Annotated in this window: 17 protein-coding genes and 1 tRNA gene; 6 read left to right on the top strand and 12 right to left on the bottom strand. The window is 61.6% G+C overall.

Annotation, left to right across the window (positions count from 1 at the left end; all coding sequences use genetic code 11):
* Positions 1-17: 17 nt before the first annotated feature.
* The 4 genes from pstB to pstS are packed head-to-tail and all read right to left on the bottom strand — an operon-like array spanning position 18 to position 3,780.
* Positions 18-821 (bottom strand): phosphate ABC transporter ATP-binding protein PstB, encoded by an 804-nt coding sequence (pstB, locus tag NKJ12_RS18675; RefSeq protein ID WP_254816571.1) that lies wholly within the window; start codon positions 819-821, stop codon positions 18-20.
* Complete coding sequence (gene pstA, locus NKJ12_RS18670) at positions 818-1,669, bottom strand: phosphate ABC transporter permease PstA (protein ID WP_023720929.1); 852 nt, start codon at positions 1,667-1,669, stop codon at positions 818-820. The genes pstB and pstA overlap by 4 nt, the downstream gene beginning before the upstream one ends.
* A 3-nt stretch (positions 1,670-1,672) precedes the next feature.
* Complete coding sequence (gene pstC / locus NKJ12_RS18665; RefSeq protein ID WP_254816570.1) at positions 1,673-2,662, bottom strand: phosphate ABC transporter permease subunit PstC; 990 nt, start codon at positions 2,660-2,662, stop codon at positions 1,673-1,675.
* 59 nt (positions 2,663-2,721) lie between these two features.
* A complete protein-coding gene (gene pstS / locus NKJ12_RS18660) occupies positions 2,722-3,780 on the bottom strand; it encodes a phosphate ABC transporter substrate-binding protein PstS (protein ID WP_352704327.1) in 1,059 nt (352 codons plus the stop codon).
* A 653-nt stretch (positions 3,781-4,433) separates the two neighbouring features.
* On the opposite strand from pstS, the gene NKJ12_RS18655 reads away from it, so the two are divergent.
* Complete coding sequence (locus NKJ12_RS18655) at positions 4,434-4,787, top strand: hypothetical protein (RefSeq protein ID WP_254816568.1); 354 nt, start codon at positions 4,434-4,436, stop codon at positions 4,785-4,787.
* Between the two features lie 84 nt (positions 4,788-4,871).
* On the opposite strand, the gene NKJ12_RS18650 is transcribed toward NKJ12_RS18655, so the two are convergent.
* Positions 4,872-5,843 (bottom strand): DUF2865 domain-containing protein, encoded by a 972-nt coding sequence (locus tag NKJ12_RS18650; protein ID WP_352687312.1) that lies wholly within the window; start codon positions 5,841-5,843, stop codon positions 4,872-4,874.
* Positions 5,844-6,169: 326 nt separating this feature from the next.
* Between NKJ12_RS18650 and NKJ12_RS18645 the strand changes: the two genes are divergently transcribed.
* Positions 6,170-6,385 (top strand): hypothetical protein, encoded by a 216-nt coding sequence (locus tag NKJ12_RS18645; protein ID WP_254816566.1) that lies wholly within the window; start codon positions 6,170-6,172, stop codon positions 6,383-6,385.
* A 34-nt stretch (positions 6,386-6,419) separates the two neighbouring features.
* Here NKJ12_RS18645 and tolA read toward each other — a convergent pair whose 3' ends face one another.
* From tolA to NKJ12_RS18625, 4 genes are all read right to left on the bottom strand, one after another.
* Positions 6,420-6,806 carry a cell envelope integrity protein TolA gene (tolA, locus tag NKJ12_RS18640; RefSeq protein WP_352704433.1) on the bottom strand — a complete coding sequence of 129 codons (387 nt, stop codon included), beginning with the start codon at positions 6,804-6,806 and terminating at the stop codon, positions 6,420-6,422.
* 377 nt (positions 6,807-7,183) lie between these two features.
* A complete protein-coding gene (locus tag NKJ12_RS18635) occupies positions 7,184-8,047 on the bottom strand; it encodes a glutathione S-transferase family protein (RefSeq protein WP_352687310.1) in 864 nt (287 codons plus the stop codon).
* A gap of 27 nt (positions 8,048-8,074) precedes the next feature.
* On the bottom strand, positions 8,075-8,656 hold the full coding sequence (locus NKJ12_RS18630; RefSeq protein WP_352687308.1) for a VOC family protein: 582 nt from the start codon (positions 8,654-8,656) through the stop codon (positions 8,075-8,077).
* 417 nt (positions 8,657-9,073) lie between these two features.
* Positions 9,074-9,514 carry an SRPBCC family protein gene (locus tag NKJ12_RS18625; protein ID WP_352687306.1) on the bottom strand — a complete coding sequence of 147 codons (441 nt, stop codon included), beginning with the start codon at positions 9,512-9,514 and terminating at the stop codon, positions 9,074-9,076.
* A 114-nt stretch (positions 9,515-9,628) separates the two neighbouring features.
* Here NKJ12_RS18625 and NKJ12_RS18620 point away from each other — a divergent pair, with 114 nt between their 5' ends.
* Positions 9,629-10,696 carry an adenylate/guanylate cyclase domain-containing protein gene (locus tag NKJ12_RS18620; RefSeq protein ID WP_352704325.1) on the top strand — a complete coding sequence of 356 codons (1,068 nt, stop codon included), beginning with the start codon at positions 9,629-9,631 and terminating at the stop codon, positions 10,694-10,696.
* Positions 10,697-11,208: 512 nt separating this feature from the next.
* On the opposite strand, the gene NKJ12_RS18615 is transcribed toward NKJ12_RS18620, so the two are convergent.
* From NKJ12_RS18615 to NKJ12_RS18605, 3 genes are all read right to left on the bottom strand, one after another.
* Positions 11,209-11,283: transfer RNA gene (locus NKJ12_RS18615), tRNA-Glu, on the bottom strand.
* Between the two features lie 90 nt (positions 11,284-11,373).
* A complete protein-coding gene (locus NKJ12_RS18610; protein ID WP_352704323.1) occupies positions 11,374-11,781 on the bottom strand; it encodes a VOC family protein in 408 nt (135 codons plus the stop codon).
* On the bottom strand, positions 11,778-12,161 hold the full coding sequence (locus tag NKJ12_RS18605) for a fimbrial protein (protein ID WP_352634139.1): 384 nt from the start codon (positions 12,159-12,161) through the stop codon (positions 11,778-11,780). The genes NKJ12_RS18610 and NKJ12_RS18605 overlap by 4 nt, the downstream gene beginning before the upstream one ends.
* Before the next feature lie 26 nt (positions 12,162-12,187).
* Here NKJ12_RS18605 and NKJ12_RS18600 point away from each other — a divergent pair, with 26 nt between their 5' ends.
* The 3 genes from NKJ12_RS18600 to NKJ12_RS18590 all read left to right on the top strand — a co-directional run bounded on the left by NKJ12_RS18600 (position 12,188) and on the right by NKJ12_RS18590 (position 15,282).
* Positions 12,188-13,228: an RluA family pseudouridine synthase gene (locus tag NKJ12_RS18600; protein ID WP_352634141.1), complete on the top strand. Its 1,041-nt coding sequence runs from the start codon at positions 12,188-12,190 to the stop codon at positions 13,226-13,228.
* A 187-nt stretch (positions 13,229-13,415) separates the two neighbouring features.
* Positions 13,416-14,327, top strand: coding sequence for an RNA polymerase sigma factor RpoH (rpoH, locus tag NKJ12_RS18595; protein ID WP_023678514.1), 912 nt, complete (start codon positions 13,416-13,418; stop codon positions 14,325-14,327).
* Between the two features lie 439 nt (positions 14,328-14,766).
* Positions 14,767-15,282, top strand: coding sequence for a hypothetical protein (locus NKJ12_RS18590; RefSeq protein ID WP_352704321.1), 516 nt, complete (start codon positions 14,767-14,769; stop codon positions 15,280-15,282).
* The last annotated feature ends 45 nt before the right edge of the window (positions 15,283-15,327 follow it).

The raw sequence follows: 15,327 nt of genomic DNA, 5'->3' as shown, positions 1-15,327 counted from the left end.
TGCATGATCGGAACGGCTCAGCCGAAGCGGCCGGTGATGTAGTCCTGCGTGCGCTTCTCGCGGGGCGACGTGAATATCTTCTCGGTCCGGTCGAACTCGACCAGTTCACCCAGATACATGAAGGCGGTCTGGCGCGACACGCGCGCCGCCTGCTGCATGTTGTGGGTGACGATGACGATCGTGTAGTCGGCTTGCAGCTCGTCGATCAGTTCCTCGATCTTGGCCGTCGACAGCGGGTCGAGGGCCGAAGCCGGTTCGTCGAGCAGAATGACTTCCGGCTTCACTGCCACGGTGCGGGCAATGCAGAGCCGCTGCTGCTGGCCGCCGGACAGGCTCAAGCCGCTGGCGTTCAGCTTGTCCTTGACCTCGCTCCACAGCGCCGCCCGCTTCAACGCTTGCTCGACGCGGCCGTCCATCTCGGACTTGCCGAGATTCTCGTAGAGCCTGACGCCGAAGGCTATGTTCTCGTAGATCGACATCGGGAACGGCGTCGGCTTCTGGAACACCATGCCGATCTTTGTCCTGAGGAGGTTGAGATCCTGCGACCGGTCGAGAATGTTCTTGCCGTCAAGCAGCACCTGGCCCTCGGCGGTCTGTTTCGGGTAGAGCTCGTAGATGCGGTTGAAGACGCGCAGCAGCGTCGATTTCCCGCAACCCGAAGGGCCGATGAAGGCCGTGACGCTGCGCTCGGGCAGCGACAGGCTGATGTCCTTCAGCGCCTTGCTCTGGCCGTAGTAGAAGTTGAGGTTCTTGACCTCGATCTTCGTCTTCTCGGTGACCGTTTCGGTCATCGTCATGTCTGGGGACAACATCTGTGTCATCTGTCCTCTCTGCGTCCGGTAAGGCTGCGGGCGAGGATGCTCAAGCCCAGAACCGTCAGGGTGATTATGAGTGCGCCGGTCCACGCCAGTTGCTGCCATTCCTCGTAAGGGCTGAGAGCGAACTGGAAGATGGTCACCGGCAGGCTGGCCATCGGCGCGTTGATATTGCTGCTCCAGAACTGGTTGTTGAGCGCGGTGAAGAGCAGCGGCGCCGTCTCGCCGGAAATGCGTGCTATCGCCAGCAATATGCCGGTGACGATGCCGGACAATGCGGCGCGGTAGGCGACCGAACGGATCACCACCCAGCGTGGTGCGCCGATCGCGGCACCGGCTTCACGCAACGCGTTCGGCACCAGGTTGAGCATGTCTTCAGTGGTGCGCACGACCACCGGAATGACCAGGATGGCAAGCGCCACGGCGCCGGCAATGGCCGAGAAATGTCCCATTGGCCGCACCATCAATTCATAGACGAACAAGCCGATGATGATCGACGGCGCCGACAACAGGATGTCGTTGATGAAGCGGACGACGGTAGTGATGCGCGAAAAGCGTCCATACTCGGCCATGTAGGTTCCCGCCAGCACGCCGATCGGCGTGCCGACGACAACGGCGATGATCGTCATCAGCAGGCTGCCCGCGATGGCATTGAGCAGGCCGCCGGCCTCGCCCGGTGGTGGCGTCATCTCGGTGAAGACCGCGAACGAAAGCCCGGCTGTGCCCTTGTAGACCAACGCACCGAGGATGAGCGCCAGCCAGGCAAGCCCGATGCCGGCGGCGACGACGCAAAGCGCCATCATCACCGAATTCCTGGCTTTGCGGCGGCTGTGGAGCGATGAGGATGTCGACATCGGTCAGGCTCCCGTACGGGCGTCGATCCGCATCAGCATATAGCGGGCGGCGGCAAGGATCAGGAAGGTGATGACGAACAGGATCAGGCCGAGCGCGACCAGCGAGGAGGTGTAGAGGTCGCCGTCGGCCTCAGTAAATTCATTGGCGATGGTCGCCGAGATCGTCGTGCCCGGTGCGAACAGGGAGGCACTGATGCGATGCGCGTTGCCGATGACGAAAGTCACCGCCATGGTTTCGCCGAGTGCCCGGCCGAGGCCAAGCATGACGCCGCCCATGATGCCGATGCGGGTATAGGGAATGACCACGCGCCGGGTCACTTCCCAGGTCGTGCAACCGATGCCGTAGGCCGATTCCTTCAGCACCGCCGGCACCGTATCGAAGACATCCTTGGTGATCGAGGTGATGAAGGGCAACACCATTATGGCGAGGATCAGCGCCGAGGTCAGAAGGCCGATGCCGTAAGGAGGGCCGGCGAAAAGGCTGGATAGTCCCGGCACGCCGTGGAAGATGTTGATGATGAAGGGCTGTATCGTCGTCTGCAGGAATGGCGCGAACACGAACAGGCCCCAGATACCATAGATGATCGAGGGAATGCCGGCCAATAGCTCGACCGCTATGCCGATCGGGCGCCTGAGCGGGCGCGGGCAGAGCTCGGTGAGAAAGATCGCAATGCCGATGCCGATCGGAACCGCGATCAGGATGGCGATGGCCGCCGTCACCAGGGTGCCGTAGATCGGCGCCAGTGCGCCAAATTTTTCCGTGACCGGATTCCAGCTCTCAGTCGTCAGGAAAGAAAAGCCGAAGGACGACAGCGCCTGCCATGAGCCGGCAAACAGCGAGATCGCGACACCGCCGAGGATGACCAGCACAAGGATTGCGGAAGCGCGGGTGAGTCCGCGAAATATGGCATCTGTGAGCGCGAAGCGCCGCACCGTAGCGTCCCTGGCCCGGGCTGCTGCAGATGATGGCATGGCATCGGAAGCGATGGTCATTGGGTCCTCGCGATTAAAGGCAACAGGGAGGGCGCCGTCGACGCCCTCCCTGGAGGAGATTACATAGCCGAGTAGAGCGGCTTGCCATCGTCGCCGACGACTTCCTTGGCCCACATGGCCTTGACGCTCTCAACCACCTTGTCGGGCATCGGAACGTAGTCCAGCTCGCCGGCCATCTCGTCGCCCTTGTCATACGCCCAGGCGAAGAATTTGAGCGCTTCGCCGGTGGTCGCGGCGTCGTCCGGCTTCTTATACAGGAGGATCCACGTCGCCGCCGTCATCGGCCAGGACTCGGCGCCCGGCTCATTGGCGAGGATCACCCCATAGCCCGGCTGCGAGCTCCAGTCGGCATTGGCCGCTGCCGCCGAGAACGCGGCTGCGGTGGGCTCGACCTTCTTGCCGTCCTTGTTGATCATGTCGGTGTGGGTGAGCTTGTTCTGCTTGGCGTAGGCGTATTCGACATAACCGATCGCGCCGCCGGTCTGGGAGACGTTGTTGGCAACGCCCTCATTGCCTTTGGCGCCGATGCCGACCGGCCATTCCACGGCCTTGTCGACGCCGACCTTTTCTTTCCAGTCCGCGCTGACGTCGCCGAGGTAGTATGTGAAGTTGAACGTCGTGCCCGAACCATCGGAACGGTGAACGACCGCGATCGCCTGCGAAGGCAGCTTGACGTCGGGATTGAGCTTCTTGATCGCCTCGTCATCCCAGCTCGTGATCTTGCCGAGGAAGATGTCGGCCAGCGTCGGGCCGTCGAGAACCAACTCGCCCGGCTTGAGGCCTTCGAGGTTGACGACCGGAACGATGCCGCCCATCACCATCGGGAACTGAGCCAGTCCGGACGCTTCAAGCTCGTCGCCCTTGAGCGGCGCATCCGAAGCGCCGAAGGTAACGGTCTTGGCCTTGATCTGCTTGATGCCGCCGCCGGAACCGATCGACTGGTAGTTGAGGCCAACGCCGGTGTCTTTCTTGTAGGTGTCGGCCCACTTCGCATAGATCGGGTAGGGGAAGGTGGCGCCGGCGCCGGAGATGTCCGCGGCGAGCGCGGCGGACAGGGTGAGGGTGGTCGTCGCCGCCATTGCAATCGCAACGGCCGCCGAGCGGATGAAATGTCTCATGTGGCCTGCTCCTGTTCGGAATATGGTCTCTCGGCGCCATTCCTCCGGCGCCCGCTGAGGCCAATAGCCCCCGATTATTACAGTCGCATGACAGTTTCATGTCGCTCCGGTAACGTCGTCCAGCCGGGTTAAGAAGGAGCGGCCGCGGGCTTTGTCGGCATGGGCCGCGGTTTGCCGCTGGAATCAGCAGCTTGCGTGATTTCCGGCCGGCATCGTCGGCTCGGCGATCGCAGCCACCGGCTTTAAAAGAAAAAAACCGGACGGGAGCGCGTTGCATGCAGCCAGAACGTGTCATGGCCGCGCCATCGCCGAAACAGGTCCGTTGGGGTAAATCTGACCCTGTTTCTTGCCGGCGGTCGCTGCTCCCGCCCGTAACTGGAGGAGCGGAACTTCGAACATCCCATTGTCGCCACTGAGCGCGGCTTTGGTATGGTGCGATCGCACCATGGCCTTACGCTGGAAGCGTTGACGAATCGCAAGTTTCTAACTCGCGCTGGATCCCCATTCGCGCCCGACTCGGCGCTCGATCTTCGAGCAAGGCCTTCGACGGGAAGCGCGACGACTTCTACTTCACGGTATCTACTCCCTTCGCCCTATTCCGCCGGTTGTCGGTTAGGCCGAAGCGGCGTTATAAGCTTGCAGGGGTATTGCTGATGTCTCGACGGATTCTGCCTGTCTTCCTGTGCCTGGCGCTGCCTCTGGGAAGCGGCTGCGCTCGCAGCTATGACGGCACCGTGATCATTCCCAAGCCGCTCGATGTTCGCCGGTTCTGGGACCGGCCTTCGCCGCAGGCGCAAGCCGAACAGTCGCAACTGGAGACCGACGTCTTTCCAGTGGCGCCGCAAACGACGAAAAGGCCGGCGATGCGCAGGAATGCAGCTTCCGTTGCAGCGCCACGGAGGAGGGCCACCAACAACCCACCCGTGCTGTCGCCGGAGCCGACGAAGGCGCTAACTTGCAGGAACGTCAGCGAGCCCGGCAAACGTGCCCGCATGGTCTGCGAATAACCAGCCGACGTCGGTCGACGGCCCTACGCCTCGAAGCGGCTATCCGGTCAAAAGTTCGCCGTCTCGGAACATCGCCCGCCTGAATCAGTCCGCCGGGAAAAAGGCCGGCCCGACCACTCTCACCGGCCGCGCGCCGATCGCCGTTTCGATCGGCTGATGCTGGGCGGCGCCCTGCACCTCGGCAACAGGCGTTTTTGCCTCTGCGGGAACGGCACCGGCGGTTTCGATCCCGGATTCAGGAATTTCCGCGACGATGCCAAAATCCGGCTTTGCCGTCGGCAAGGGAATGATGGCGTTGGTCATGTTGGCCGGTGTCACGGTTCGTGCCCTGAGTTCGGCGACGCGCCGATAATAGCGCTTGACGTCGCAGGCCTTGAAGTTCGCGTCGTCGCGGTACCGGAACGCGGCAGGTAGCTCCACATAGGGTTTTCCCGACTGGAGCGCGACCATCTCTTCAGTCTCGCGAGTGGCGTCGCTCAGCGTGTAGAGGTCGACGCCGGCATCGTCGCAGATATAGCGGCACTGATCGACCGTTTCCTTCAGATCGTCGCTCTTGGCGAACTGCGATTTTGGCGCGGGGAAGAAATATCCGTCCGACAAGCGAACGCAAAACAGCATCCGATTGCCGCCCATTATTGTGCCTGCGAACTGGGGTTTGGGTGCTGTGCGCTGCTGCGCCGGCTGTTTCTTGGCAGCGGGGGCGGCGCAGCCCAGCGCGACAAACCTGGCCTTCAATCCGGACGTGTCCCTGCCCGAATTCGACAGTCTGGCGATCTGGCGTTGCACCTCCGCCTTGCTGGCGACCAGGTCGGCGCAGGGGTTGAAGAAGAAGCCGGCCGTTTTTGCCGTGCATCGGCGTTGTCTCTCCAGCTTTTGAAGCGCGGCGAGTTGCCGGCGCAGTCGGGCAAGCTCGGGGCTGGTCCCGCCGCTGCGCCCCGCCGAAAACAATTGGCTCCTGATAGCACCGCAGCTATCCGCGTAGGAGAAGGATGTCCCGAGCGCAATGGCTATTGCCGACACCAGCATCAGAATCGTGAGGAACCAGAAGCGTGTCATTGGAACGACCATTGTCCTTGTTGCACCGAGAACAGGATTTCTTTGTCGACTATGGATAAGTGCTGGCTAAATCAGTTATACCTAATTGAAGTAGACCACAACACCATCGGAGACTTCAGTTCTAGTGTAGTAAATCCACTCGCGTGAATTCAATATTACATTTTTATTTCAAGATTGAGACGAACCGGCAGCAACGACGCCCGCCAAGGCGAAATTTGAAGCGCGCGGCTGGTTCCGCACCGCGATCAATCCGGCGTTGCCGGCCGGCCGTTGCTGAAACCTTAGCCCCAGGTTCGGCGTTGAGCGGCCAAAGGAGGAGACCGAAGATGTCGATCCACTTCACTGTCGCGGGGCTGACCAGGAATCTGTTCCATTCACTTGGGCTGGACCATGAACGCGCACCAAGGCCACTCGATCACGAGCAGAGGCTTTTGCTGGAGTGCTATCTCGCCGGCCAGATTCCGGAATCGGCCTGGAGCGACTATGTCTTCGAGATGCCGGAACTGGCGCGACATGTCGAGGCCAGACGAAGCCGCCACTAGATCCCGAAAAGTGGAATCCGGTTTTTGGAAAAGATCAAGGCGAAGCCTTCACTCGCGGTGCAGCCTGTTCTTGTTTGGGCGAGTTGAATTGCAGAGTGAACACCTTGCCCGGGATGCCTTGAGCCAGCGCCGGTGAAAAGCTCAACGGCAGGCAATGGTCCACGGCCGCGACCGCCGCGTCGACAAAAGCTTGGCGCGCCTTCTCCTCGCCGGCGACGCGGATGGCGGTCGGCTTGGGCCGGCCGATCAGCGTGCCATCGCGCCTGAAGCTGAAGCTCAGGGTGACGGTGGAATTCCCGGCATTCGCCGGAGGGGTCCAGCACGCCTGGATGGCAGCCCCGACCTCGGGCATGGTGTTGAGCGTCGCTGCATTCGATTGACCGGTTGCGCCCACCAGCATGGCGCCTGCAATCACGATCATTCCAGCAATGCTTTTCATGGCAGGGCCTCTGTCCTTGAACCGCCCTCGAGGACGGGACGAACTTCGATGGTAGGGCCGACGGCGGCGATGACAAGATGGCGGCGACGCGTTTCATCAGCCATGCAGGCGTCGTGAAACGCCGTCTGGCGCAACTTCGGCAGGGGCTGAAATAAGCAAAAGGCCGGCGCGCAGCCGACCTTTGCTTCCCATCCGCGCCAGTACATCCGTGGTCGCGGGCTGGAGGTGGATTCAGTAGAAAGGGTTTAGGTTAACGAAACCTTAAGCTCCCCACATCGTGCAAACAGGGGAGATTAAAAAAATCCCCAATTCATTACCGGCTCCTGCAGACGTGCGGACGACCGCTATTGGCATGTGCCTCAGGCGTTGGCCTGCGACCTCACATAGGCGATATAGCCGCGCACGTCGCCGGCCGGCTCGGCATAGGCCTTGCCGAGCTTCTTCTCGATCGCCGCCATATAGTCTTTTGCCCATTGGGGCAACGCATAGTCGATGACGGCGAGGAACTCGAGCGTCGCCGCCAGACGGATGTCGGCGATCGACGGGTCCTTGCCGCCGATGAACGGCTTGCCGTTCCTGAAGAAGGAGTGAAACACCTCCAGCGGCTCGGCTATCGCTTCTATAGCGGCCTTCTGGGCTTCCGACTTCTTGTCGGGATGAGCGTCGCTGTGCCCGACCTCGCCGGCATATTGCGGGAAATTCAGTGCAGGATAGGTGGCGCGCGCCACATAGGGGTAGAGCGTCCCGATCAGGTAGAACATGGCACTGTCGATCATTGCCCGCTTGGCCGGCGCCTTGGGATATAGTTTCTCCAGGCCGTGCTTGTTGGCGAGGTACTGCATGATGGCGCAGCTTTCCCACAAGACACCTCTCGGCAGGCCCTTGTCCTCGATCATCGGCGTCAAATGGGCCGGGTTTCGCGCCATGTATTCGGGCGAGCGCGTGAGGCCCCATACGTCGGTCTCGGAATGGTCGAGCCCGGCGGCGCGTGCAAACACCCGAACGCTCATATTGTTGACGCTCGGCTTCAGCATGCTGAGCGTGAGCGCCGGCTTTTTCGCCGGTTTCGCCTTGGCCTTCGCGGTCTTTTTGGTGGAGACTTTCGTCGCCGGCTTTGCCACTTTCGCCGCTGACTTGGCGGCGGCTTTGGCCGCCGGCTTCGCTCCTGGCCTGGCTGCCTTGGCCGCGGGCTTCTTTGCACTCATGGTTGCTGTCTTTGCCATTATATCCTCCCTTTGTTCGGCGTGCCGTCAGTACGGATTTTTCGGTGCGCGATCCTCCGACAAGGTCGTGCGCGAACGCTCGACCAGCGCCTGGATCGCATCGGCAAGGTGCACTTCGGCGATGTTGTAGTCGCCGCGCGCGACACGCAGCTTGTGCGCCTGCATCAGCACGTCGGCATGGCTGAAGCCGGCCGGCGGCTCGAAGCGGTAGGAGGCGAGCTCGATCAGCAGGCCGAGCGGATCCTCGAAATAGATCGAGTCCATGAAGCCGCGATCCTTGACGCCACTGTGCTTGATGCCGCGCTCGTCGAGCCGGGCGACCGCCTGCAGGAAGGTGACGCGCGACACCGCAAACGCGATGTGATGCACGCAGCCCGTATCGGTCGGCGTGCGCCGTTTCTCCGGCGTGCGGCTCTCGTCGGTGAAGACGGTGATCAGCCGGCCATCGCCCGGATCGAAATAGAGATGGCTTTCGGTGGCTTTGTCGAGGTTGGGCTGCTCGAAGATGAAAGGCATGCCGAGCACGCCCTCCCAGAAATCGATCGAGGTCTGACGCCCGGCGCCGACCAGCGTGATGTGATGAACGCCTTGTGACTGCAGCTTCTGCATCTGACTCCTCCCGGCCACGCCGTCTTGCCGCCGAACGGAAGTTCGGATGCCCAGTCGCGCTTGGATCGGCGCCCGGCATGTGACCGCGCCCGGCCTCGCGCGCCTGCGCTCCGCATTCCGCATCCTGCAGGAGTTCGGCCGGAGCTTTGATGAACGGATGCTAATTCAATCCGAGGCGTTGCGCCAGAAGCGCTGAGTTTTAAGAACTCCACGCAGGCGCCAAGAGCAGCACCGGGATCGCGGACGCCTTCGCCGAGCTCGCTGAAACGATCCGTCGCCGGCAGCTGTAATGGTGCGGCGGCCCGCAGGTCGCTGGGTTTCCCGAGCGGCCGGTTTGGCGACTGCAGGTCAAAGGGGCCTCGTTGACGCATGCCGCGCCTGGTTCGGATTACGGGCATCCGCGGCCCTTAGATGAAATCACATATTCTTCATCGGCACGTCGGGGCCGACATGTCCCCCATCGGCAGTGATCTTCAGCCTTGAGAGGTAGTGCTCCCATCCCCTTCGGTGGCTGTCACGCTCCTTTGCGTTCGGCAGTCCGCTGTGCGTGAAGCGGATCAGTGTCCCCGCATCCCTCGCGATCAGGTCGATCTCGACATGACTGGAGCCGGGCGGCACGGTCTCGTTGTCTTCCCAGCCAAAACTGTAGGCAAGACGGTGGACCGGGATCACCTCGGTGAACTCACCGCGCGCCATATGGCGACCACCGACATTGACGAGGAACAGACCGCCCGGCGTTGCATCCAAATTCGCTTCGGTCCCGATCCATCGCACGATCTGGTCCGGATCCGTCAAAAGCGCGAACACGGTCGCTTGTGGCGCGGCGACCTCAATCTCTGTGTAAACCGATTCCGCCATAGCTCACTCCAGGTCACATCCGCATCGAATACCGTGCTATTTAAGCGAATATGGGGAGTTGCAAGAAGATGTTCGAGGCGTAAGCATAAGCCGGTGCCGAGTGACCTTCTACCGATGCTTCTCGCAAAGTCGCTTTCATTCCTTCTGGACGACGCCGCGCATATTGGCGACGGTGGGCGACTTCTATTGCAGCTCTCAACGCATTTGATGGAAGACGGCTTGCCGATCATCGCCGGCGCGCTGGCGCAGGATGCTCCCGACCCAATCATTTCACGCCGTATCTGGCTCTGGCGAGCGCCTGGGGGTGAAGTGGTCGAGGCTTTGGGAATAGGCGCCGACCGTCAGAATGCCGATCCCCGGCTCGTGCTGCGGGAGTGGCTTGGCACGACGCGGGCGATCATGTTCGACGAGCGAGCGGGCGGTGTCGCACCGACTTTGGTGTGGGCCTTCGATCATACTCCGGATGAGGCGCAGTCAGAGCTGCTGCGGCAAATCTCCCGGTTTGCTGCGGCTCCGATGACCGCACTCGCAGAACGGTCCGCGAAACGCGCATTGCTCGAAGCATATTTGGGAAAGCGCAGTGCAGCACATGTGCTCAACGGTCATTCGCGTCGAGTAAAGGGAGAGACGATACGGGCTGCGCTTCTGTGCGCGGACCTTCGAGGTTTCACCGATCTATCCGAGGTTCATGATGCAGACGAGATCGTATTGGTACTTGATGCCTGGTTCGATTGCGTCGCCGGCGCGGTGCACGCATTTGGTGGTGAGGTTCTCAAGTTTATAGGTGATGGCGTCCTCGCGATTTTCCCGATTGGCGAGCGCGATGCAAATGCCGCATGTGACGCTGCGATACGCGCCGTGAAGGCCACGCGCGCCGGGATAGATCATCTCAACCAAACTCGGCGCCGCAATGGCGGCCCCGAGCTCGGATATGGCATTGGCCTGCATGTCGGCGAGATACTCTGGGGGAATATCGGCACTGCCGGCAGGTTGGACTTCACCGCGATCGGCAAGGCTGTAAATCTTGTCAGCCGCATCGAAGGGCTGTGCAAGCCGTTGGGACGGACGGTGCTCGCGTCGACAGTGTTCGAGGCAGAAACTACCGAGCCGATGATCGCCATGGGCAGTCATCCGCTCGGAGGAATAGCAGGCGCGCAAACACTTTTCGGCTTGCCGGAATAGATCGAATGGTTGAGCGCGCCGTGGATGTGTCGTTCGCAGCACATCTTGGTATCGTGCGAAACCATGAGAGAAGTTCGAACGGCAAAGAAACTACGATACTGCAACTGGAGTATGGCGCGTTTAGAGCCCAGCCATGCGCGTCGCGCGCAGCTTCGCTGGCCGGTGCTAAGGGCCGAGTATTCCCGGCATCCACCCTTCAAGGGAGAGGCGCCTTCGCCGAGCTCGCCAAAACGATCCGCCGCCGGCCGCTGTAGCTCAGGTCGGCTCCAGGCAGTGCCGACCAGCGTGATGGACGCCTGGCGATTGTAGTTTCTATATCTGGCTCCTCCCCGCGTGGCATCGACTGCCCTGTTCAGCGCGACGTTCTGCGCGCCGCTAATTCTGTGCCGCAAGACCCATGATGCAATACTAATGCAATCGGCTCCGCTGCGTCAGAAGCGGCAATGAGCCAAATCCGCCGCGACCTAAGGCGATGGATCGGATTGATGGTTTGCCGAGAGCTTGGAGAGACTTGGTACGCCCAAGGGGAATCGAACCCCTGTTCCCGCCGTGAGAGGGCGGTGTCCTGACCGCTAGACGATGGGCGCGTTCAAGAACCGGCGATATAGGCTGACGGCTGGGAAAAAGCAACTAGGCTCAGGGCCACTGCTCGCACAGACGAAAAATCCGCTGCAAGCCTATCGTTTTGGCTCGATCAGGTCCCAGAGATTTCCATAAAGGTCGGCGAAGACCGCGACCGTGCCATAAGCCTCATGGCGTGGCGCTTCGCGGAACTCGACGCCTTTTTCGAGCATCAGCGCATGGTCGCGGGCAAAATCGTCGGTTTCGAGGAACAAAAAGACCCGCCCGCCGGTCTGGTTGCCGACGGCGTGCCTTTGCGCATCGCCGGATGCTTCGGCGAGAAGCAGCCGCGCGCCCTGCCCTTTGCGCGGCGTGATCGTGACCCAGCGTTTGCCGCCGCCGAGATCGACATCTTCGGTGAGGACAAAACCCAGTTGGTCGACATACCACGAGATCGCCTCGTCATAATTTGCGACGACAAGCGCGACCGTGGCAATGCTGCGGTGTTCGGCAAAACCGGTCATTTGTTCCTGATCGAAAAACGCCCGACGATGCGGCGCTCGGTGATGTCATAAACGAAGATGGCGCGGCTGCCGTCGGGCAGCTCGGCGTCGATCGACAGGTGATTGCCGGAGAGCGATTGGCTGATCACCCTGGCGCCGACCGGCAGCACGATGTCGCCGTTGACCGTTTCGCCGATCGGCACCTGGATGTCGCTGCTTAGCGGAGGGGCGGTAGGCGGCGCGTTGCGCGCTTTGTAGACAAGTGCTGCGATCACCACCATAAGGGCGAGGAACAGCAGGCCGAGATTGATGGCGACGAAGCGGACGAGCTTCCTCCGCACCTTTTCGACCTCGGGGTCGAGCGGCTTTTCCTCGTCTTCGTCGGCAAGCGGCCGGGCCATGGCAGCAGATTCCGGAACTGTTTTCGATGAGCGCTCATAACGAAGAGGTCAGACAATTAATAGGGGCCGGACCGATCGTCCTGGAGGCGGGCGCTGATGCGGCCGGCCAGCGGCTCGACCAATGGCTGGCGGCCAGGCTCGGCCCCGACATGTCGCGCAGCCGGGTACAGATGCTGATAAAGCAGGGCGCCGTCAGGATCGGCGGCAGGCAGGTCGACGAAACGAAGCGCAAGATGGCACAAGGTGACAGCGTGTCGGTCGACATGCCGGAGCCGGAACCGGCGGAGCCGCAAGGCGAAGATATTGCGCTGGACGTCCTCTACGAGGACAGCGAGCTGATCGTCATCAACAAGCCGGCCGGGCTGGTCGTGCATCCCGGCGCCGGCAACTGGACCGGCACGCTGGTCAACGCGCTGATCCATCATTGCGGTGATAGCCTGTCGGGCATCGGCGGGGTGAGACGGCCGGGCATCGTCCACCGCCTCGACAAGGAGACCAGTGGCGTCATGGTCGTCGCCAAGACCGATCGCGCCCACAAGGCGTTGTCGGAGGCCTTTGCCGACCACGGCCTGACCGGCGATCTCGAGCGCGCGTATCTGGCGTTGGTCTGGGGCATACCGGCAAGGCCGACCGGGACGGTCGACGCGCCGCTCGGCCGCGCCGCCGACCGGGTACGCCGCGCCGTGGTGCCGCAAGGCCGCGACGATGCCCGCCACGCCGTCACGCATTTCACCGTTGTCGAGCGCTTTGGCGAGCAGCAGCAGGAATTCGCCACGGCGAGCCTGGTCGAATGCCGGCTGGAAACCGGTCGCACTCACCAGATACGCGTCCACATGGCCCATATCGGCCATCCGGTGATTGGCGACCCCGAATACGGCCAGGCTTTCCGCACCAAGGCCAATCGGTTGCCCGAGCCGCTAAGAAGCAAGGTAAAAGCGTTTCCGCGACAAGCTTTGCACGCCCGCCTCCTTGCATTTCGGCATCCGGATACCCATCTAACGATGAGGTTCGAAGCACCGATACCGTGGGACATGGAGGAACTTGTCGACGGCTTCCGCAAGCTCTGAACCAACCACCTGAAAACCTGACCGGCGCTGTTCACTTCAACGTGACACACTGTTTCGTGTTGAACAAATGCCTGTCTTTCTGGTTTTGTTCCTATATATGTCGGTTGGCGCGAATGTGCCTTTGGCATTCGCGCCACATGCCCGCCGCGTTTCGGGGGCATCACTCCAATAGAGAGGGGGCGCTATCATGGCCCAGTCATTACCCAGTATCGTTTCCGGCGAAGGCGGTCTCAGCCGCTACCTGGAAGAAATCCGCCGCTTTCCGATGCTTCAGCCGCAGGAAGAGTACATGCTCGCCAAGCGCTATGCCGAGCATGAGGACACCACGGCTGCGCACAAGCTCGTCACCAGCCACCTTCGGCTCGTCGCCAAGATCGCCATGGGCTATCGCGGCTATGGCCTGCCGATCGGTGAGGTGATCTCGGAAGGCAATGTCGGCCTGATGCAGGCCGTCAAGAAATTCGAACCGGAGCGCGGTTTCCGTCTCGCCACCTATGCGATGTGGTGGATCAAGGCCTCTATCCAGGAATACATCCTGCGCTCGTGGAGCCTGGTCAAGATGGGCACCACCGCCAACCAGAAGCGCCTGTTCTTCAACCTGCGCAAGGTGAAGGGCAAGATCCAGGCGCTCGACGAAGGCGATTTGAAGCCCGACCAGATCACCGAGATTGCCACCCGGCTGAACGTCTCGGAAGCGGAAGTCGTGTCGATGAACCGCCGTCTGTCGGGCGACGCCTCGCTCAATGCGCCCATCCGGGCCAGTGAAGGCGAGTCCGGCGAATGGCAGGACTGGCTGGTCGACGACCACGAAAGCCAGGAAGAGATGCTGATCGAGCAGGACGAGCTGGAAAACCGGCGCGGCATGCTGTCGGGCGCTCTTGCCGTGCTCAACGACCGCGAACGCCGCATCTTCGAGGCGCGCCGCCTCGCCGATGAGCCGTTGACGCTTGAAGAGCTGTCGGCCGAGTTCGATATCAGCCGCGAGCGCGTGCGCCAGATCGAGGTGCGCGCCTTCGAGAAGGTGCAGGACGCGGTCAAGGCCGCGGCCAAGCGCCAGACGCAGGCGCTGCGCACCATCGAGGCGCAGCCGGCGGCGTAAGACCTTCCGGTAGAAACAAATAACGGCGGCGTCAGGTAACTGGCGCCGCCGTTTTTTCTAAAGCGCGTCGCGTTCGGCCGGCCTTGTGCGACGCGCTTTAGATTCTTGTTTTTATGCATGTCGTTAAGCAAAACCGCTGCACACTTTTGCGCGACATGCATTAGCGGGTTGCCGGTTCCGCGGCGCCTTCGCGGATGTCCGATCCGCCGCCATAACTGCTCAGTAGCCTTGCCATGGCGTCTCCAGACGATCGCATCGATAGCGGCATTACCGCAATTTTCCCCAAGCCCTGAAAACCGCAAGACTGCAAGCTGTGGCGGCAATGTTGCGGCGCCGACCGCGGCATTCCACAACCCGGCGCTCGCGGCAGGCGGCGCGACAACGAGCCGCCGGGGCTGCGCCGGGCAGTTGAGCTCGTCTATTGAAAACGAAAGGCAGTATGACGATGACGATTTCCCCGTTTCTGACCGCTCTTGGATCCGAAGGTCCCCCAGCCGATCGTGCAAAAGACATGGCCCTCTATGGATGGCTAATTGGAAGCTGGGAAATGGACTCGGTCCGCTATCTCGACGACGGCACAATCCAGAAATGGGATGGCGAATGCCATTTTGGCTGGGTGCTCGAAGGCCGCGCGATTCAGGACGTTTGGATCAGGCCCAAGCGCCCTGCGCCGTCCACGATGTACGGCACTACCCTGCGCATCTTCGACCCTGGGATCGATGGCTGGCACATCATATGGAACGACCCGCTCAACCGGGATCACTCGCGCCAGATCGGCCGAGCCGAGGGTAAGGACATTGTCCAGCTCGGCGATGACTCGCGCGGTCTGAAAACTCGTTGGCGTTTCACAGAGATCACTGCCAACAACTTCCATTGGATCGGCGAGGAAAGATCTTCCGAGAGCGACCCTTGGCAAATCACGTATGAACATTTAGCCCGCCGAACAAAACCCTGACGCAGAGTAAACACCTAGCTGGCGTTCTGCGCCGCTCCTCATCCG

This window comes from Mesorhizobium sp. M0195 (assembly GCF_040322115.1).
In the GTDB taxonomy this organism is placed as follows: domain Bacteria; phylum Pseudomonadota; class Alphaproteobacteria; order Rhizobiales; family Rhizobiaceae; genus Mesorhizobium.
Note: the sequence above shows the minus strand (reverse complement) of the source record. Positions and strands in the feature narration are given on the sequence as shown.